19 protein-coding genes are annotated in these 18,892 nt (G+C 61.3%); 6 read left to right on the top strand and 13 right to left on the bottom strand.

Features of this window, described 5'->3' with window-relative positions; all coding sequences use genetic code 11:
• Nucleotides 1-84: 84 nt before the first annotated feature.
• Both ACQ7C1_RS06930 and ACQ7C1_RS06925 read left to right on the top strand, forming a co-directional pair.
• On the top strand, nucleotides 85-1,578 hold the full coding sequence (locus tag ACQ7C1_RS06930; protein ID WP_430957765.1) for a leucyl aminopeptidase: 1,494 nt from the start codon (nucleotides 85-87) through the stop codon (nucleotides 1,576-1,578).
• Nucleotides 1,575-2,024, top strand: coding sequence for a DNA polymerase III subunit chi (locus ACQ7C1_RS06925; protein ID WP_430957764.1), 450 nt, complete (start codon nucleotides 1,575-1,577; stop codon nucleotides 2,022-2,024). The genes ACQ7C1_RS06930 and ACQ7C1_RS06925 overlap by 4 nt, the downstream gene beginning before the upstream one ends.
• A gap of 45 nt (nucleotides 2,025-2,069) precedes the next feature.
• Here ACQ7C1_RS06925 and ACQ7C1_RS06920 read toward each other — a convergent pair whose 3' ends face one another.
• From ACQ7C1_RS06920 to ACQ7C1_RS06895, 6 genes are all read right to left on the bottom strand, one after another.
• Entirely contained in the window at nucleotides 2,070-2,996 is a 927-nt protein-coding gene (locus ACQ7C1_RS06920; RefSeq protein WP_430957763.1) for a Gfo/Idh/MocA family protein, read from the bottom strand.
• Between the two features lie 98 nt (nucleotides 2,997-3,094).
• The gene (locus ACQ7C1_RS06915; RefSeq protein WP_430957762.1) at nucleotides 3,095-5,137 is read right to left on the bottom strand and encodes a prolyl oligopeptidase family serine peptidase; all 2,043 of its coding nucleotides are present in this window, start codon (nucleotides 5,135-5,137) and stop codon (nucleotides 3,095-3,097) included.
• 68 nt (nucleotides 5,138-5,205) lie between these two features.
• Nucleotides 5,206-6,054: a polysaccharide deacetylase family protein gene (locus tag ACQ7C1_RS06910; RefSeq protein WP_430957761.1), complete on the bottom strand. Its 849-nt coding sequence runs from the start codon at nucleotides 6,052-6,054 to the stop codon at nucleotides 5,206-5,208.
• A gap of 126 nt (nucleotides 6,055-6,180) precedes the next feature.
• Nucleotides 6,181-8,064 carry an ABC-F family ATP-binding cassette domain-containing protein gene (locus ACQ7C1_RS06905; protein ID WP_430957760.1) on the bottom strand — a complete coding sequence of 628 codons (1,884 nt, stop codon included), beginning with the start codon at nucleotides 8,062-8,064 and terminating at the stop codon, nucleotides 6,181-6,183.
• 126 nt (nucleotides 8,065-8,190) lie between these two features.
• The gene (locus ACQ7C1_RS06900) at nucleotides 8,191-9,240 is read right to left on the bottom strand and encodes a GGDEF domain-containing protein (protein ID WP_430957759.1); all 1,050 of its coding nucleotides are present in this window, start codon (nucleotides 9,238-9,240) and stop codon (nucleotides 8,191-8,193) included.
• 115 nt (nucleotides 9,241-9,355) lie between these two features.
• The gene (locus ACQ7C1_RS06895; RefSeq protein WP_430957758.1) at nucleotides 9,356-9,892 is read right to left on the bottom strand and encodes a DinB family protein; all 537 of its coding nucleotides are present in this window, start codon (nucleotides 9,890-9,892) and stop codon (nucleotides 9,356-9,358) included.
• A gap of 137 nt (nucleotides 9,893-10,029) precedes the next feature.
• On the opposite strand from ACQ7C1_RS06895, the gene ACQ7C1_RS06890 reads away from it, so the two are divergent.
• On the top strand, nucleotides 10,030-10,719 hold the full coding sequence (locus ACQ7C1_RS06890; RefSeq protein WP_430957757.1) for a glutathione S-transferase family protein: 690 nt from the start codon (nucleotides 10,030-10,032) through the stop codon (nucleotides 10,717-10,719).
• An 81-nt stretch (nucleotides 10,720-10,800) separates the two neighbouring features.
• Nucleotides 10,801-11,223, top strand: a complete 423-nt coding sequence (gene ndk, locus ACQ7C1_RS06885; RefSeq protein WP_011424805.1) for a nucleoside-diphosphate kinase — start codon at nucleotides 10,801-10,803, stop codon at nucleotides 11,221-11,223.
• Nucleotides 11,224-11,294: 71 nt separating this feature from the next.
• On the opposite strand, the gene ACQ7C1_RS06880 is transcribed toward ndk, so the two are convergent.
• The gene (locus ACQ7C1_RS06880; protein WP_430957756.1) at nucleotides 11,295-11,798 is read right to left on the bottom strand and encodes a hypothetical protein; all 504 of its coding nucleotides are present in this window, start codon (nucleotides 11,796-11,798) and stop codon (nucleotides 11,295-11,297) included.
• Nucleotides 11,795-12,340 carry a CGNR zinc finger domain-containing protein gene (locus ACQ7C1_RS06875; protein ID WP_183699561.1) on the bottom strand — a complete coding sequence of 182 codons (546 nt, stop codon included), beginning with the start codon at nucleotides 12,338-12,340 and terminating at the stop codon, nucleotides 11,795-11,797. Before ACQ7C1_RS06875 ends, ACQ7C1_RS06880 begins: the two co-directional genes overlap by 4 nt.
• Nucleotides 12,341-12,404: 64 nt before the next feature.
• Here ACQ7C1_RS06875 and ACQ7C1_RS06870 point away from each other — a divergent pair, with 64 nt between their 5' ends.
• Nucleotides 12,405-13,301, top strand: a complete 897-nt coding sequence (locus ACQ7C1_RS06870) for an ABC transporter permease subunit (RefSeq protein ID WP_430957755.1) — start codon at nucleotides 12,405-12,407, stop codon at nucleotides 13,299-13,301.
• A 56-nt stretch (nucleotides 13,302-13,357) separates the two neighbouring features.
• On the opposite strand, the gene ACQ7C1_RS06865 is transcribed toward ACQ7C1_RS06870, so the two are convergent.
• From ACQ7C1_RS06865 to ACQ7C1_RS06845, 5 genes are all read right to left on the bottom strand, one after another.
• Nucleotides 13,358-13,819 (bottom strand): molybdenum cofactor biosynthesis protein MoaE, encoded by a 462-nt coding sequence (locus ACQ7C1_RS06865; RefSeq protein ID WP_430957754.1) that lies wholly within the window; start codon nucleotides 13,817-13,819, stop codon nucleotides 13,358-13,360.
• Between the two features lie 222 nt (nucleotides 13,820-14,041).
• A complete protein-coding gene (gene moaD / locus ACQ7C1_RS06860; protein WP_064801643.1) occupies nucleotides 14,042-14,296 on the bottom strand; it encodes a molybdopterin converting factor subunit 1 in 255 nt (84 codons plus the stop codon).
• Complete coding sequence (pgsA, locus tag ACQ7C1_RS06855; protein WP_097598457.1) at nucleotides 14,293-14,883, bottom strand: CDP-diacylglycerol--glycerol-3-phosphate 3-phosphatidyltransferase; 591 nt, start codon at nucleotides 14,881-14,883, stop codon at nucleotides 14,293-14,295. Before pgsA ends, moaD begins: the two co-directional genes overlap by 4 nt.
• Before the next feature lie 158 nt (nucleotides 14,884-15,041).
• Nucleotides 15,042-17,081, bottom strand: a complete 2,040-nt coding sequence (uvrC, locus tag ACQ7C1_RS06850) for an excinuclease ABC subunit UvrC (protein WP_430957753.1) — start codon at nucleotides 17,079-17,081, stop codon at nucleotides 15,042-15,044.
• Nucleotides 17,078-17,845 (bottom strand): SDR family oxidoreductase, encoded by a 768-nt coding sequence (locus ACQ7C1_RS06845; RefSeq protein ID WP_097598455.1) that lies wholly within the window; start codon nucleotides 17,843-17,845, stop codon nucleotides 17,078-17,080. Before ACQ7C1_RS06845 ends, uvrC begins: the two co-directional genes overlap by 4 nt.
• Before the next feature lie 364 nt (nucleotides 17,846-18,209).
• On the opposite strand from ACQ7C1_RS06845, the gene ACQ7C1_RS06840 reads away from it, so the two are divergent.
• Nucleotides 18,210-18,845, top strand: coding sequence for an outer membrane protein (locus ACQ7C1_RS06840; RefSeq protein ID WP_011424814.1), 636 nt, complete (start codon nucleotides 18,210-18,212; stop codon nucleotides 18,843-18,845).
• Nucleotides 18,846-18,892: the final 47 nt, after the last annotated feature.

Raw genomic sequence — 18,892 nt, 5'->3', positions numbered from 1 at the left:
ACAATAGTCGCGAGCCATTGACAGACCCGCCAAACGCGAAATTATCCGCCAGGGACGGATTTCAAGAATCCCAGCGGAGAAGACATGTCAGTAAAGTTCGAAATTTCATTCTCGAAGTCGGTAAAGCTCAATGGCGGGCTCGCGATCCTGCTGAAAACTGCGGAGGCCGACAGCGCCGCAGGCACCGAAACGGCTGATCCGGCAGGCGTGATCGCCAAGGCTGCCAAGATCGCTCGATTCTCCGCTAAATCAATGGCCGCGCTCGATATTGTCGCCCCGGAAGGAGCCCCCGTCGAGCGCATCGTTGTCGTCGGGCTTGGCAAGGCCAGCGAACTCACCGCTCACGACTGGCTGAAAGCCGGCGGCGCCGCGGCGTCGAAAATCAAGAATACCGACAAGGCCGCCATCTTCGTCGACGTGCCCGGCCTTGAGACGAACGCGCGCGCCGCCGCTGATTTCGCGCTTGGCATGCTGCTGCGCGCCTACAGCTTCGATACCTATAAGACAAAGAAGAATGATGACGAGGAAAAGCCGGCAAAACCCGTTAAGGTGACGATCGTCACCGGCGACGCGAACGGCGCCAGGAAGGCGTTTTCCGATTCCGAAGCGATCGCAGGCGGTGTCAATCTCGCCCGTGACCTTGTCAACGAACCGCCGAACGCGCTTGGACCTGTCGAATTCGCCGCCAAGGCGAAGGAACTGGAAAAGCTGGGCGTCGAGGTGGAGATCCTAACAGAGAAGGAAATGCGCCGTCTCGGCATGGGTGCGTTGCTCGGCGTTGCGCAGGGCTCCGTGCGTCCGCCGCGTCTGGCGGTCATGCAGTGGAAGGGCGGCAAGAGCAAGGACCGTCCGGTCGCCTTCATCGGCAAGGGCGTCGTTTTCGATACCGGCGGCATTTCGATCAAGCCGGCCGCCGGCATGGAGGATATGAAGGGGGATATGGGCGGTGCCGCCGCCGTGACCGGCCTGATGCACGTGCTTGCCGCCCGCAAAGCCGCCGTCAACGCGGTCGGCATCATCGGCCTGGTCGAGAACATGCCCGATGGCAACGCCCAGCGCCCGGGCGACATCGTCACCTCCATGTCCGGCCAGACGATCGAGGTGATCAACACCGATGCCGAAGGCCGCCTCGTGCTCTGCGATGCGCTCTGGTATTGCAATGATCGCTTCAAGCCACAGTGCATGATCAATCTGGCCACCCTGACCGGTGCAATCGTGGTGGCGCTTGGCAACGTGCACGCGGGCCTGTTCTCCAATGACGACGAGCTTTCGGCACAGCTGACGGCGGCCGGCCTTTCCACAAACGAGAAACTCTGGCGCCTGCCGCTCGGCAAGGATTATGACAAGCTGATCGACAGCAAATTCGCCGACATGAAGAACACCGGCGGCCGTCAGGCCGGCTCGATCACCGCGGCGCATTTCCTCAAACGCTTCGTCCAGGAGACGCCTTGGGCGCATCTCGATATCGCCGGCACGGCGATGGGCTCGCCGCAGGATGAGATTAACCAGTCCTGGGGTTCCGGTTTCGGCGTGCGCCTGCTCGACGAGCTCGTTCGCGCGCATCATGAATCCCGATGACCGACGTTCTCTTCTATCATCTGACCGAAACCAGGCTGGAAGACGCGCTTCCACCGCTCCTCGACAAAAGTGTCGAGCGCGGCTGGCGCGTCGTCGTCCAGACGCGCGAGGCGGCGCGGCGCGATGCACTCGATGCGCATCTTTGGACGTTCCGGGAGGAGAGTTTCCTGCCGCATGGGACCGACGAAGGCGATTTTGCCGAAAGCCAGCCGGTGCTTTTGACGGTGACGGGGGACAATGCCAATGCGGCGACGGTTCGTTTCGTTGTCGACGGTGCCGAGCCGCCGCCGGCCGATGCCTATGAGCGCGTCGTCTTCATGTTCGACGGTCACGATCAGGAGCAGTTGGAAACTGCCCGCGCGCAATGGAAGAAGCTGAAAGGCGAGGGGCATAACCTCACCTATTGGCAGCAGACACCGGAAGGGCGGTGGGAGAAGAAGGCTTGAGCGGGTCCTTGCCGTCGGAGCCGACAGGCAAGGACCTCAAATGGCTCAGTCGTGGAACGCCTCGACGAATTTTCGCTTGCCGAGCATGAAAGCATCGGCGACGTGGCGCAGGGGTGCGAGATCGACATCCGATTTGCCCGCCTTGATGATCTCAGCGAAGCGGCGATAGAGCGAAGGATATTCCTGTTCCGGTTCGGCGAATGTCAGCGTGCCGTCGATGGAAAGCTTGGCGCCGCCCTCGGAGAGGACCATCTGGCCGGCTGCCGTTTCCGCAACGATGTCCCAGCTCTGCTTGCCAGTCTGGCGCCAGTCGAATTCGGCATGAACCGGCAGGCCGTCTGCATCGCGGAAGTGAATGTCGGCGGCGATCGGCGCATCACGATTTTCTGGGAATTCCAGCACAGCCCCGGTGATGAAGACCTGCCGCGGCAGGATATGGGTGACGATCGACAGCGCATTGATGCCGGGATCGAAAACGCCGAGGCCGCCGGCCTGCCAGATCCAGTCCTGGTTCGGATGCCAGTGGCGGACATCCTCTTTCCAGATCACATGCACGCTTTTGATCGTCGTCGAAGCAAGAAAAGCCTTGGTGGATTCGACGGCCGGCGCATAACGCGAATGCCAGCTGGCAAACAGCGACGCACCCTGCTTGTTCGCCAGCGCCTCGAGGTCGGCCACTTCGCTCAGCGTTGCACCCGGCGGCTTTTCCAGGAAGACATGCTTGCCGGCAACGAGCGCCTTGTAGGCGGCTTCATAGCGGTATTGCGGCGGCATGCAGAGCGACACGGCATCGATCGAAGGCTCGGCGTCGAGCATCGCGTCGATCGTGGTGTAGCTGTTGATGCCTTCGACCGTGCCGTGACGGCTTGCCGTGGCGACGAGCTTGAAGTCCGGGTTCTTGGCGATGGAAGGGAGGTGCTGGTCGCGGACGATCTTGCCGACGCCGACGATGGCGAGGTTGATAGGGGACATGTGTTTCGCTCGTGCCTGTATGAAAAGTATGATTTATTGGGCGTGTTGTAGCAGAAAGAAGAGCGCCGACAAGCTCTGCTCCTCCATTCCTTTCCATCCTAACGCATGATGGTCTCGCGAAGGAAGCTGTAACCCATCGCCGCGCGGGCGGCGCGCTCCTCGGAACTGCCGTCGCCGCCATGCCCGCCCAAACCGAATTCGTGGAAGAGCAGCTTGTGTCCTTCTGCCTCCAGTTTCGCAGCAAAACGGCGTGCATGCGAGGGGTGCACGCGGTCGTCATTGCTGGAGCTTTCAATGTAGATCGGCGGATAAGTGACCTCGCCGGCCGGCCTGATATTGTGAAGAGGCGAATAGCCGAGCATGAATTCCCGGTCCGCCGGCGTCTCCGGATCGCCATATTCATCCATCCACGCCTGGCCGGCGCTGAACAGGTGGAAGCGTGTCATGTCGAGCACCGGCACCTGGCACCAGACCGCGCCGAAATCATGCGGGTAGCGCGTCAGCATCACGCCCGTCAGCAGGCCGCCATTGCTGCCGCCCTGGCAGGCAATTCGGGATGGCATGGTGTAACCGCGAGCGACGAGATCGCGGGCGATGGCGACGAAATCGGCAAAGGCCCGGTCTCGCCCCTGCCGTTTGGCGCTGCGATACCAGTCAGGCCCGAATTCACCGCCGCCGCGGATATAGGCCTGCACATAGGCGCCACCTTGCTCCAGCCAACGGCCGGTTACGCCGGAATAATTCGGCGACAGCGCAACGTCGAATCCGCCATAGCCGTAGATCAGCACCGGCAGTGCGCCCTTGGTCCACTGTCGCGGCAGCACCAGCCGGTAGGCGACCCTGGTCCCGTCCTCGGACACAGCCTCCAGCAACTCAGACGACATACCGGTCGCATCGAAATAGCTCGGCGCCGCCGCTGTGAAGATCGGCTCGGGCTCTCTGCTGCGATCGGAGAGTTCGAGACGGTAACAGGTCGGCGGCTGCAGGAAACCCTGGCCGACGATGTGGAGTGTGTCGTCGCCATGATGCAGATCCGCATAGAGGGGCCTGACATAAGCCGTCTGCATCTCCGCCGGCAGCGCGATTTCCCGCTGTTCGGCATTTACCTTTGTCAGGTCGAGCACCATAAGACGTGGGCGCAGCCGGTCGGAAACGATGAACACGCACCATTCGCGCATCAGCATCATCTGCGCGACGGACTGACCTTCGTCGGGCTGAAACAGGATTCGCTCCGGCCCCAGCAGCATCGTCTCCGAACTGGGGTCGAAGCGTTGGAGCACCAGGCTGCCGGTCGCAACGCGCTCCTCCGTCTTAGCCCGCCAGAGGCAATGATTATGATTGAACTGAAAATCGGCTTCCTTGGGCAGATCGATGCGCCGTTGCGCGCCATCATCGGCAATGAGGAAAGCGCTGGCCACGCCGATTTCATGGCTGGCGACGAAAATGTCGATCAGCCCGGTATCTGTCGAACCGCCCGATAGGGCAGGGTCGATGACGAGATTGAAGCCATAGACATCCTCATCAGCGGCTTCGAACATGATGGCGGCTTCTTCCGGCCGCTGCCCGCGCTTCAACCGCCGCCCGACGCGCGGCCATCCCGAGCGGGTCGCCGAAAATCGGTCGATCGAACCGAAGTAACAGATCTCGTCGCGGCTGAGCCACGTGGCATGCGACCGCGCGGCGGGCGTGTCGAAACCGCCCTTCACGACCTGTTTGCGTTCGGCGTCGAATTCGAGCAGGCGGATGAGGTCGGAACCGCCGTCCGAAAGCATGAGCAGGATGCGGGTCGGTTCCCACGGGCAGGTGACGGCGCCGCGCCAGTTCCAGCGCTTGCCTTCGCCGGCGCAGAAGGCATCGAGATCGAAGACCGGCTCCCAGGCTGCATCGGGCAGGGGAGCCTGGTCCGCCGGCAGGCGGAGCCAGACGCCGAGCGGATTGTCCTTGCTCTGCCGGAAATCGAACAGCCAGCCCCCGCGGCGCATCGGCACGATCAGCCTGTCCTGCCGCTCGATAAGCGCTTTGATCGCGTCGCGATCTTCGGCAAATTGCTGCGTTCTCAATGTCGCGTCGGAGAGCGCATTGTGTTCAGCGATGAACTGGCGGGTCCGCGGATCTTCGTCCGTTTCGAGATGAAGGTTCATATCTGAGCTGCCGCTTGCATTGACGTCGCCCCAGATCTAGGCAGCCGGCTCCGCCTTGGCAAGGCGCGTTAGCGGGTCATCACCATATCGGCCGAGGCGACGAGATCGTTCGGTACCTGCGGCTTCTTGAACTTCAGCGTCACGACTTTGTAGCCTTCGGCTTCGAGTTTCGAAAGCAGGGTCGGCAACATCCTCGCGGTGCGCTTGTGGATGTCGTGCATCAGAACGATGCCGCGGCCGCGCTTGTGCAGCAGGTTCATCGTCCGTTGCGTCACGGACAGGGGTGTGCTGGTGAAATAGTCCTTGCTGTCGATGTCGACATCCATGACGACCATGTCGCGCATGGCGATAGCGGCGCGCAGCCTCTGGCTCTCGGCGAGATAGGGGAAGCGGAAGAAGGAGACGTCTGTTCCCGTCGCCTTGGTCACCGCCAGCTCGCCCTTGAGCACCTCGTCCATTGCCGCATCGAAGCTCAGCGAGGTCAAGTTGGCATGGTCATAGGTGTGACTGCCGACCGCATTGCCCTCCATTGCCACCTTGCGCGCCAGCGCCGGATGCATCTCGGCCATCTCGCCGACCATCATGAAGGCGCCCTTGACGCCGAACTGGTCGAGAATCGCCAGCACTTTGTCCGTCCGGCCGGGGATCGGGCCATCGTCGAAGCTCAGGATCACTTCCTTGTCGTTGAGCTTGAAATCGGCAAGCGAAGAGACCTCCAGCGTCCTCCCGGAAAGGTGATGCGGGCCGACAAAGAGCGGCGTTGCATCATCATTGGCGGGCTTGCCGGAAGGCATTCGTCCCTCGGGCGCAACCACCGAAGCTGTTTTGATCGAGGTGTCGGGAGCTTGTCTGGTCGTGCTGCAGGCGGAGAGGGCGGCCGCAAGGGCGATGCAGGAAAGGACGAAAAATCGATGCATAGAAAGGGCTCAACAAATCAGTAATGAATGTTGAGACAACCTTTCGAATTATGGTTAACGATCGGTTGAGCTCGGCAGGAATTCTCGTAACGCGTGGCAGCCGCGGCGTTTCCTAAAAGACTGTGGCTATCCTGCCATTGCCTCTTCATATTCGGACGACAGCATCAGCCACTCTTCCTCGGCAGCAGTGAGTTTTGCCGCGGCCTCGCCGCGCTGTTTTGCCTTTTCGGCGGCTTTGGCGGGCGTCTTCTCATAAAGAGTCGGATCCGCAAGCTCCGCATCAAGAGCCCGAATCTGTTTCTCCAGCTTCGCCGTCAAGGATTCGATTTCGTTGATCTTTTTCTTCAGCGGCGTCAGCGAGGCGCGCTTTTCCGCGTTGAGCTTGCGCTGGTCGGCCTTCGAAGTCGTATCGTCGCTGGTCTGCGGCCTGTCTTCCTTCTTTTTACCGGAACTGACGATGAGGTCGCGATACTCGTCCATATCGCCTTCGAAGGTGGTGACAGTGCCGCCGTTGACCAGCCACAGCCGGTCGACGGTCGCCTCGATGAGGTGGCGGTCGTGCGAGATCAGGATCACGGCGCCGTTGTAATCGTTCAGCGCCTCGATCAGCGCACGGCGGCTGTCGATGTCGAGATGGTTGGTCGGCTCGTCGAGAATGAGCAGGTTCGGCGCATGGAAGGCGGCGAGCCCCATCAGCAGGCGTGCCTTCTCGCCGCCGGAAAGATCCTTGGCGGCGGTAGCCATCTTTTCGGTCGCAAGCCCCATCTGCGCAACGCGGGCGCGCACCTTGGCCTCCGGTTCGGCTGGCATCAGCCGGCGCACATGTTCCACCGCCGACTGCTCGGGGATCAGATCGTCGAGCTGATGCTGGGCGAAAAAGCCGATCTTCAGGCTCGGCGCGAGCTTCACTTCGCCACTCTCCGGCGACAGTCGCCCTGAGATGAATTTGGCGAAGGTCGACTTGCCGTTGCCGTTCGAACCGAGCAGGGCGATGCGATCGTCATTGTCAATGCGCAGGTTGAGGTTCTTCAGGATGGGCTTGCCGGGCTCGTAGCCGACGGCGCCGCCCTGGATTGCGACGATCGGCGAGGCCGGCTGCTTCTCCGGCTCGGGGAAGGTGATCGGCTGCACATGATCCTCGATGACGGCTGCGACCGTCCCCATCCGCTCGAGCGCCTTGACGCGCGATTGCGCCTGCCGGGCCTTGGAAGCCTTGGCCTTGAAGCGATCAATGAAGCTCTGCAGATGTTTGCGCGCTGCCTCGTTCTTCGCCTTGGCCTTCGTCTGCAGCTCGTCGGCTTCCGCCTTCTGCCGCTCGAACTGGTCATAATTGCCGCGGTAGAAGGTGAGCTTCTTCTGGTCGAGATGGACAATGGAATTGACCGCATTGTTCAGGAGATCGCGGTCGTGGCTGATAATGATGACCGTGTGCGGATAGCGGCGGATATAGTCCTCCAGCCACATCGTGCCTTCGAGGTCGAGGTAGTTGGTCGGCTCGTCGAGCAGAAGCAGGTCCGGCTCGGCAAACAGCACGGCGGCGAGCGCTACGCGCATGCGCCAGCCGCCGGAGAAGGAGGAGGCGGGGCGGGCTTGCGCCGCCTGGTCGAAGCCGAGGCCGGCGAGGATGCTCGCAGCCCGCGCCTCGGCCGAATGGGCATCGATATCGATGAGGCGCATCTGGATTTCGGCGATGCGGTGCGGGTCGCTTGCCGTTTCTGCTTCGGCAAGCAGGGCCGCGCGTTCCTTGTCAGCGGCAAGCACGATCTCGATCAGGGAATCCTCGGTTCCCGGCGCTTCCTGGGCCACCTGACCGATACGCGCCGCCTTCGGAATCGACACCGAGCCGGTCTCCGAGCCGAGCTCGCCGGTGATGACGCGAAACAGCGTGGATTTGCCGGCGCCATTGCGCCCGACCAGCCCCGCTTTCGTACCTGAAGGCAGCGAAACGCTGGCATTGTCGAGAAGCAGGCGTCCGGCGATGCGGGCGGAAATATCGGTAATCGTGATCATGGCCGGCGTTTTGGCCGAAACCGCCCGCCAAGGCAAGACCGCTTATCCCCCGACGAGCTCGTCCGGCGGCGAGCTTGCTCGTCCGGCCGCGAGCTTGCTCGCCCGCACCGACAGCGGTCATACGCCTCAGCGGCCGAAAGCTTGTACCGGCAGGCGGGGGTTCGATTTCGCGGCAAGCAGCGCGACCCGGGCGTTGGCCTGGAGATGTCCCGGTGTCGCCGCATCGGCGCTGAGCGCCACGCCGACCGAGATGGTCAGCCTGCCGCTGTCACCTTTGTCTGAGGTGGCGAAGACAAGATTTTCTTCGACCGAGGCGCGCAGGCGCTCGGCGATAGCGATCGCATCCTGCATGCCGACATTGGCAAACAGCAAGGCGAATTCGTCGGCCTCTGTGCGCGCGACGAAGTCGTTCTTCTTCACCGATTTCCGAAACAGCGCGGCAAGCTTCTTCAAGAGCTTGTTGCCTGCCTGAGTGCCGTATCTGTCGTTGAGCTCGGTGAAATCGTCGATATCCACCATGATCAGCGCGCTGCCGGCGGCACCCTCTTCACGTTCGTAGAGTTCGGTGATCTGCCGGTTCAGCGCGATGCGGTTCGCAAGGCCGGTGATCTTGTCGGCGACGGTGGCCGATTGCATCGCCGAAATGCCGCGCTCCAGCGTGTCCAGCCTGTTGATGTCGTCCTGCAGTCTGGCGCTGATTTCCATCTCCGCCGACATTACAGTTGCAAGCGAGGCGGAGAGGTAATCGACCTCGCCGATGAAGGCGGCAAGGCTCTGGTCCTCATGACCGTCGACAGATCTCAGGATCATGCCGCAGGCGCGGGCAAAGGCGTCTCTGTGCCGCAATCCTTCGGCAAGCCTTTCCGCCACCGCGCGCAGCGTTAGGCTGGCCTCGTTGCGCGACGTCTCGCCCGCCAGTCCGCAATGGCCGACAAGCCGGTATTTCAGTCCGAGTTCGTCGAGCATCGCCTGTTGCGGCTGCGGTCCGAGCGCGGCGATATCCTGCGCAAGACCAGGATTGTGCCCGATGATGGCCTCATGAAAGAGTTCGTAGTTGCGCGGCAGCGCGGCAACGTTGAGCCGCGCCATGTGATGCGCGATCTTTTGGATATCCGTCATTGGCCCTGGGCGTACAGCCTCGCGCGCCACCAGTGCGTTTGTGCTTGCATTCTGCATGACGATCCCTCGCGCCCGGCCTGATTTGTCACTTCCGCTATGCTCTCAAGCTTTTAAAAGAAGCTGAACTTGCGAAGGGAAGCGCCGGATTGGCGATGGGAACCGGCGAAGGCGGTTAATTCAGTCTTGATGAAGCCGTTGCCTCACAGCCACTCGCGCCTTCGCTGCGCAGAAAATAAATAAGGTCCAGCCCGAGGCTCGGTTTGCCCAGCGCCGTCAGCGTCATGTGGCACTGGCCGCGGTGATGCGTCTGGTGATTGAAGAGATGCGCGAGCGCGCTCGACAGCGGCTGAGTGATCTGGATCGGCTGCGTCACCGGGACATACGTGAAGTTGCCGGCGAGGCTCGCCTCATCGAGACTACCCGTCCAGGCAATGATGCGCTCGTCCTCCGCCTTGCGCGCGGCTGCAAGCGCGTCCAGCTTTTCGAAAAGCACGGCATCGAGGGTCACCGGCGCTTCGCCGATGCCGGTGAAGCGCTTCATCCATATGCGGTCGGCGACGAGCAGGTGATTGAGCGTGCGATGCAGCGAGCCGAAAAACGCGCCGCTGTCGCTGCGGAACTCCGCCTCGCTCAGTTCGGCCGCAGCCGTATAGACTTGGGCATTGGCCCAGCGGTTATAGGCCGCGAGCATCCTGAAATGTCTAAGCATATGGTCCCCTGGCGTTGTTGGCGAAGTCTAGCCGCTTTCCCGAGAAATCCGAGTGATGGCGCCATGAAAATTCCTGATTTGATCGCGTTCGCTTTCTGTCGTCGAATGCAGGCAGATAAGACCTCGAAAGGATTGTCATGACTAGAGCCCTCTATTCCCTCTGCGGCGCCGATGAACGGCGCTTCTTTTCGCCCCATTGCTGGAAGGCGGTGATGGCGCTCGCGCATAAGGGGCTCGATTTCAAGGAGATCCCGACGACCTACGCCCGCATCCGCGACATCGGCGGCGGCGTATCATCGACCCTGCCCGTGCTCGACGATGATGGCCGGCTGATCTCGGACAGTTTTGCTATCGCCCTCTATCTCGAAGAGGCATATCCGGAGCGGCCGTCGCTGTTCAATGGCGAGGGCGGCAAGGCGCTGTCGCGCATGGTTGAGGGCTATTCGCAGATGATCATCCACCCGGCGATCATGCGGATCGCCCTTCTCGATATCCACGCGATCCTCGACGAAGGCGACAAAGCCTACTTTCGTCAGAGCCGCGAGGTCAGGCTCGGCAAGCCGCTGGAAGTCTTTGCCGCCGACAGCGAGGCGGAGAAGGCTGCCTTCGGCGCCAAGCTGGAGCCGCTCCGTCACATGCTGAGGTTTCAGCCCTTCATCGGCGGGCAATCGCCGCTCTTTGCCGATTATATCGTCTTCGGCGCGCTGCAATGGCTGCGGGTGTCCGCAGGACTGGCCATGCTTGCCGCCGACGATCCCGTGATGGCCTGGTTCGAACGCTGCCTCGATCTCCACGAAAGCCGCGGCAGGACTGTGACAGCGGCGTGAAATTGCCGCCAGCCTCTTGTTTTCGGCCGTTGGGGCGGGTAAAGACCGCCCACTTTTCCCGAGAAAACAGAGGATTTGACTATGGCGATTGAACGCACCTTCTCGATGATCAAGCCTGACGCAACCAAGCGCAACCTGACGGGCGCCATCACCAAGATGCTCGAAGATGCCGGCCTGCGCGTCGTCGCCTCCAAGCGCGTCTGGATGAGCCGCCGCGAAGCTGAAGGCTTTTACGCCGTTCACAAGGACCGTCCCTTCTTCGGCGAACTCGTCGAAGGCATGACCTCCGGCCCGACCGTCGTTCAGGTCCTGGAAGGCGAAGGCGCGATCCTCAAGAACCGCGAAATCATGGGCGCGACCAACCCGGCAAACGCTGCCGAAGGCACGATCCGCAAGGTTCACGCCCTGTCGATCGGCGAAAATTCCGTTCATGGCTCCGACGCTCCGGAAACGGCTGCCCAGGAAATCAAGTACTGGTTCTCCGACACCGAAATCGTCGGCTGAGGCCGCGCTTCGGCATTGCTGCGCAATGCGTTGAATTGACTCTCGAAAGCCGGGCCTCGCCCCGGCTTTTTCTATGATGGGCACTTGTCGATGTTCGAGAAATCGACGCTGCCGTCAGGCTTGAAGACCTCCGGGTTCTTGTCGTAAAGCGCGCCGACGACGAGCGGCTTGCTCGGCAGCACCGTCTGGTCGAGGTCGGAGCGGAACTCCGTCTTCAATTGCTGCAGCACCTTGCCGTCCTTGTCGACCAGCCGAACATTCACCGAATAGGGGCGGTCCTTGCGCACGCAGTGCAGGTTTTCGCTCTGCAGCGCGATCTTGTCGTCGATCGGGTAGATTTTCTGGTTCAGCACCAGCGGGTCGCCGCCTTGCGGGTTCTCGAATTCGGCGATGATGACCGAACCGTCGGGGATTGGACCTGTCTTCTTCAGCGTCAGCAGATAGGTGGCGCTCGCGACGCGATAATTGAAGACAAAAAGATGGCCGGTGACTTCGACGAGATTTTCGGCCTGGCGCTGGCAGGCGGACAGCAGAAGGCTTGTTGCCGCCGCTGTTACGATTAGACGTTTTCTCATGGCGTCTCCTCCTTCTTACGGCGATAGTGACGGTTCGCCTTGGCGCGGTTGCCGCAGATCGCCATGTCGCACCAGGCGCGGCTCTTGTTCTTGCTGCGGTCGATGAACAGCCAGCCGCAATTGCCGCAGATCTTCATGCGCTCGGGATCCGGCATGGCAATCAGCCTGAGCACCGAATGGGCGGTCGCCGCCGCCAAGCTTGCCGGGCTTGCCTGGCGCAAGATCTTCGCTAGCGCCTCCAGCAATTCGGCCAGCAATTGGTCGTCGCCGCCATCCAGTATACGCTTGCGGAAATAGCGGTCGATCGCCTCGCGCAGCGCGATAAAGTCGACTTCGTCTTGCGGCGCCACCGGCGCGATCTCACCAAACAAGGCCCGTTCGGCGCAGAATTCGGCGGCGGCGCGCGGGAAGTTGCGCATCTGCTCGCGGCTCGCGAAGCGGTCGACCCTCCGCTTTGGGTCGTCGCGAAGAACGACGCTGTTGGCGACATCGAGCGCCAGTGCGCCGCCGGCAAAACGGTGAGGGGTCCAGGAAAAGCTCATGAGGAAATTATAACTGGTGAAATAGGTTTTACCAGTTATAATTTGCCGACGCGGAGTCTTCGGAATGGCCTATCTTCTGCAACAACTGGCGAATGCGGTGCCGCTTGCCGCCCTCTATGCCGCGCTCGCCTTCGGTTATGCGGTTGCCTTCGGTGTGACCAAGCGGGCTGACATCACCTATGGGGCGATCTTCGCCTTCTCCGGCCAGATCCTGCTGCTTTTTACCGAGCTCGCCTATGTCAGGTTCTGGCTGGTGCTGCCGGCCGCCCTTGCGATCGGCGCGTGCGCTGCGCTTGTATATTCACTGGCCGCGGGCATCTGGATCGGCCGCTCCATCATGCTGCCGCTGGCCAGCAAATCGCCGAATACCGTCATCGTTGCCGCGCTCGGCATCATGATCGTGCTGATGGAAACCGCCCGCCTTGCCGCCGATACAAGAGCGATCTGGCTGCCGCCGTTCCTGAACCAGGTTGTTGTCTTCTGGAGTGATGGTCCATTCAAAGTGACTCTCACCTATATCCAGCTGATCGACACGGCGCTGATGTCAGCCATTGTCGCGTTCGGTGCGCTGATCCTCAATCGCACGGCCTGGGGTCGCCTCTGGCGAGCCGTCACCGATGATCCGCTGGCCGCCGAGCTCTGCGGTACCAGCGCCAGCCGTGTCTTCCTTGTCGCCTATGCGGCAGCTGCTCTCGTCGCCACCCTCTGCGGCATTCTCGCCACCTTTTATTACGGTTCGATGGATTTCGGCGCGGGACTGATGTTCGGGCTCAAGGTGCTGCTGATCGCAGCCGTCGGCGGCTATTCCGATCCGCTGCGTTCGGCTGGCGGCGCTGCCGGGCTTGCCGTTGTCGAAACCTTGTGGGGCGCCTATGGCGCATTCGTCTGGCGAGATCTGGTGGTCTTCTCGCTGCTCGTCCTGCTTCTGGTTATGAGCCGCAGGGAGCGTGTGGTGCTTTAGAAATGGCGCATGGTGTTATCCGAAAACCGCGCACACTTTTCGGCATCATGCTCTGATCATTTCCACTTGTCGCGCGCCGCGTCGTCGGCGTCTTTCGCCGCGACCCAGTCGCCCCTGGCGCCGTCCTTGCCGTGCTCCTTCTTCCAGAAGGGCGCTGCGGTCTTGAGGAAATCCATGACGAGATTGGCGCCGTCGAAGGCGGCCTGCCGGTGAGGGGCGGCTGCAACAACGAGCACGATGTTCTCGCCAGGAGCGATCTTGCCGTAGCGGTGGATGGCGGTCAGCCCGAGCAGCCCGAAACGGGTGATGGCGAGTTCGCCGATGCGAGTCATCTCGGCTTCGGCCATGCCGGGATAATGCTCGAGTTCAAGCGCCGCCAGCCTCCCGCCTTCATCGCGGCAGAGGCCGGAGAAGGTAACGACGGCGCCGATGTCGCCTTTGCCTTTCGAGAGGAGATCGACTTCGGCCTGCAGGTCGAAGTCTTCGCGCTGGACGCGGATGGTGGGGGTGATGGTCACAGCGAAATCCTCCGCTGCTTTGAAGCCGCTATGAAGAATGCGGAAAGGCTGTGCCGTGTGGGGAGATCACAAGTGGCACGCTCTTCTTGACCATTTACCGCTTCGCCGGGCTGAAACGCCAATTGTTTGAGGAAGCCCGTGCGCCCAGCCAATCTCCCACCGTGTGGGGGAGATGCCCGGCAGGGCAGAGGGGGGTAGCGACACGGCACCGCCGTCACCGTCTCATCCCCCCGTCATCGGCGGAAAAATCCCGATCTCACGGGGCGCGCCAATCGGCTCGTCATGCTCGACATGCTCCATGTCGAGCGCCACGCGGATCACCTCAGGATATTGAAGTGCGGCTTCATATTCCTCGCCCAGCGTCTTCAAATGATTCAGAAGATCGGCGACGGTGACGACGGAGGAGGGGAGGTCGATCTCCTCCTCGCCCTTGCCGATGCGCTCACGCACCCAGGCGAAATAGACAAGCCGCGTCATTCCTCGTCATCCACGATATGTTTCAGCCCGGCACGGAAATAGTCATAGCCGGTATAGATGGTCAGCAGTGCTGCGATCCACAAGAGCGCAATGCCCGTCTGCGTCGTATAGGGGAAAATCTCGTCGCCGGCAGGTCCCGCGAGCAGGAAGGCGATGGCAACGAGCTGCAGCGTCGTCTTCCACTTGGCGATCCGTGTCACCGGCACGCTGACCTTCAGCGCCGCCAGATATTCACGCAGGCCGGAAACCAGGATCTCACGGCAGAGAATGATGATTGCCGCCCAGATCGACCAGCCGGCGATGGTCTGGTCGGCCGCGACCAGGAGAAGGATCGAGGCGACCAGCAGCTTGTCGGCGATCGGATCGAGCATCCGACCGATATTCGAGGTCTGGTTCCAGATGCGTGCGAGATAGCCGTCGAGAAAATCGGTGATCGAGGCGATGACGAAGATCCACAGCGCCACCCAGCGCGCCGTATTGCTGATCGACAGCCTGCCCTCGACGAAGAAGCAGAGAACGATCAGTGGCACGGCGAGGATGCGGCCGTAAGTCAAAAGGTTGGGAAGGCTGTACGCACGCGATGCCATGGATCGTTTCTCTGAATTGATGCGCCGCTGCAGCGCCGCGTCTTTACGAAAACCTATTTCGATTTTCGGGTCGATGTAGATGACGGCTTTGGCCAGGAACCGTCAACATTCTTTCTGTCTTTTCACCGCCATTGCGTGGAATTTGCGACGGCCGCCGCTTATTTCGCGGCGTCGTCGTGGAAATGGTTATAGACCTGCTTTGCCACGGCTTCCGAAATACCTTCCACCGCCATCAGGTCGGAAAGGGCGGCGCGGGAAACCGCCTTCGCCGTGCCGAAATGCTGGAGCAGCGCGCGCTTGCGCGACGGGCCGATACCGCCGATCTCGTCGAGTGGGTTCTTGACCATCTCCTTCTTGCGCCGAACCCGGTGCGAGCCGATCGCGAACCGGTGCGCCTCGTCGCGCATGCGCTGGATGAAATAGAGCACAGGATCGCGCGGCGGCAATGTGAAACTCTCGCGTCCCGGCGCAAAGAAGCGCTCGCGTCCGGCGTCGCGGTCGACACCCTTGGCGACGCCGATCGCCGTCACGCTGTCGGTGATGCCGAGCTCGGCCAGGATGGCCCGCACCGCCGTCATCTGCCCCTGGCCGCCGTCGATGAGGATCACGTCGGGCCAGGCAGGGAAGGGCATGTCGGCAGCGTCGGCAGCTGCTGTCTGCGCCGTCCGGTCGGGAATACCTTCCTCCTTGATCAGCCGCGAGAACCGCCGGGTCATCACCTCCTTCATCATTCCGAAGTCGTCGCCGGGGGTGATGTCGGTCGATTTGATGTTGAACTTGCGGTATTGGTTCTTCACGAAGCCTTCCGGCCCCGCCACCACCATGCCGCCGACGGCGTTAGTGCCCATGATATGCGAGTTGTCGTAGATCTCGATGCGCTGCGGCGCATAGGCGAGCCCGAAGGTTTCTTTGAATCCTTCGAGCAGCCGCGATTGCGACGCCGTCTCAGCAAGCTTTCGCCCATGCGCTTCCCGCGCATTGCCGACCACATGCTCGACGAGATCGCGCTTCTCGCCGCGCTGCGGCACGAGGATGGAGACCTTGTGGCCGGCCTTTTCGCTGAGCGCTGCGGCGAGCAGCTCCAATTCCTCGACCGTCTCCGACAGCATGATCTGTTTCGGCACCGGCTTGTCGTCGTAGAATTGCGCGAGAAAGGCATTCAGAACTTCGGCGCTGGATAGTTGCGGGTCGGCCTTCGGAAAATAGGCGCGGTTGCCCCAGTTCTGCCCGGTGCGGAAGAAGAACACCTGGATGCAGGAGACGCCGCCTTCGTGTTGGATTGCGAAAACGTCAGCCTCCTCGACACCGGCCGGGTTGATGCCCTGGTGGCTTTGGACATGGGAAAGTGCCGCAAGGCGGTCGCGATAAATCGCCGCCCGTTCGAAATCGAGGTCCTGGGCCGCCTGGTTCATGGCTTCCGCCATATGCGACTTCACCTTCTGGCTCTTGCCGGACAGGAAATCTTTCGCCTCCTGCACCAGCTCGGCATACCCCTCGTCGCTGACCTCGTGCGTGCAGGGCCCGGAACAGCGCTTGATCTGGTAAAGCAGGCAGGGTCGCGTGCGCGTTTCGAAGACACTGTCGGTGCAGGTGCGGATCAGGAAGGCGCGCTGCAGCGAATTGATCGTGCGCCCGACCGCGCCGGCCGAAGCGAAAGGCCCGAAATAATCGCCTTTCCGCGCCCTGGCGCCGCGATGCTTGAAAATCGCCGGCGCCCGGTGATCCCCGGTGATGAGGATATAGGGAAACGACTTGTCGTCGCGCAGCAGCACGTTAAAGCGCGGCCGCAAGCGCTTGATCAGATTCGCTTCCAGGAGTAGCGCTTCGGTTTCCGTGCGCGTCGTCACGAATTCCATGTTCGCCGTCTGGCGCACCATCTGGGCGATGCGGTTGGAATGCACACGGCCGACGGCGTAATTGCCGACGCGCTTCTTCAGGCTGCGCGCCTTGCCGACATAGAGCACGTCGCCCTCGGCATTGAACATGCGGTAGACGCCGGGGCTGTTCGGCAGGCGCTTGACGAATTCGCCGATCAGTTCGGCGCCGATGAGCCCGGTTTCGTTGAGGCTGCCGGCGTTCCAGTCGACAGCTGCCGCAACAGGCGAGGCGGAAACGTCGCCTTCCACCTCGATTTCGTCTTCGCTCTCATCCGTATCATCGTAGAGAACGCCGCCATCCGGCAGCTTTCGTCCGTTCATTCCTTAATCTCCGCCACATCGGGCGTCTGCCAGGCAAGGTGCTGGCCGCCGTCGAGGGCAATCATCTGGCCGGTGATCGAGGGGGTGTCGTAAAGGAAACGAATCGTTTGTCCGAATTCCTCCAGTGCCGGCCCTCGCTGCAGGATAAGGGCTGAGACCTGCGCTTGGAAGTCCTCCAACGACTGCCGCTCGCTCGGCATTGATGGCCCGGGGCCGATCGCATTAACGCGGATGCGGGGCGCCAAAGCCTGGGCAAGCGTCTGCGTCGCCGTCCACAGCGCGGACTTGGAGAGCGTGTAGGAATAGAAGCTCGGTCTCAGTGCCCAGACGCGCTGGTCGATAATGTTGACAATGAGTCCCGCCGCCTCGGCAGACAGCTGCTGCGCAAAGGTCGCCGCGAGGATCGACGGCGCACGCACGTGCAGATCGAAGTGCAGCGCCCATGTGGCGGCGTTAAAACTGCGCGCGGAATCATGCTGGAAAACCGACGCATTGTTGACGAGCAGATCGAGCGGCCCGAGCGCTTCCGACGCCTTCGCGACCAGTTCAGCCGTTTCGCCGATATCGGTAAGGTCGGCCTGCAACGCGACCGCTCTTTGTCCCTTTCGCCGCAATTCCGCCGCCAGCTCTTCGGCTTCGCCGAGGGAGCTGTTGGCGTGGATCGCGACGGAAAAGCCATTTGCAGCAAGGTCTTCGGCGATTGCCCTGCCTATTCTCTTGGCCGCCCCTGTTATCAGGGCTGAGCGAAGTCTTCTGTGGTTCAAAATCTTGCCTTCTGATCCCGCGAGTCTGTGTGCAACCTATATAAGGGCGGGCGGAGATTATATAAATAGGCGGCCACAGTTGCATCCATGGCCGGGATATTCTATGTATTATTTAATAATGTTGTTTCTTAAAATAAGTATTTTAAGTTTAACCATTCGGTAGGGTTAATGAATCCTATGTTGCTCTCAAGCAACATCGAATTTCCGCCATGCGGCAGCCACAATGATATCACAATTTGGCTCTTTCAAATCCGCATTTCAGTTCCAATTTCAGTCTCGATCCGGAAGGGACATCTGGCAATTTCCCCGCCAATGCTTCGCTGATAGACAGATGAAAGCGGCGCGGGACTGAAAGGAGAAAAGTATGCGTGTACTCATTGCTGGCCTCATGGCCTCTGCTTTTGCAATCGCGGGCGTTTCGGCAGCTCAGGCGGCTGATGCCGTCGACCAGGTTCCGGAAGCACCGGTTGCCCAGGACGCCCCGGTCAAGCCGGCCGGCAACTGGGAAGGCTTCTATCTCGGCGGCGCCGGCACCTACAACATGGGTGACTTCGGTTCCGACCGCCACACCTATGGTTTCGGCGGCCAGGTCTTCACCGGTTACAACTGGCAAGCAGGCCAGATCGTTTACGGCGTTGAATCGGATCTTGGCTACAGCGGCGATGACGTCTCCTCGGGCGGCGTCAAGAACAAGTATGGTTGGAACGGCTCCGTCCGCGGCCGCGTCGGCTACGACATGAATCCCTTCCTGCTCTACGGTACGGCTGGTCTTGCCCTCGGCAACGTCAAGGTTTCCGACGGCACCTCGGACGAAAGCAAGACGAACTACGGTTACACGGTCGGCGCCGGTGTCGAAGCCTTCGTGACAAACAACATCACGACGCGCTTGGAATATCGCTACACCGACTACCAGAGCAAGGACTACGACCTCGACTCCGGCAGCTTCTCGCGCGGTTACGACGAGAACAGCGTCAAGCTCGGTATCGGCGTGAAGTTCTAAGCCGATTGAACATCCCAATATGCAGAAGCCGGGCTCATCGCCCGGCT

The sequence above is a fragment of the Rhizobium sp. Nf11,1 genome (assembly GCF_050587665.1).
In the GTDB taxonomy this organism is placed as follows: Bacteria; Pseudomonadota; Alphaproteobacteria; order Rhizobiales; family Rhizobiaceae; genus Rhizobium.
Note: the sequence above shows the minus strand (reverse complement) of the source record. Positions and strands in the feature narration are given on the sequence as shown.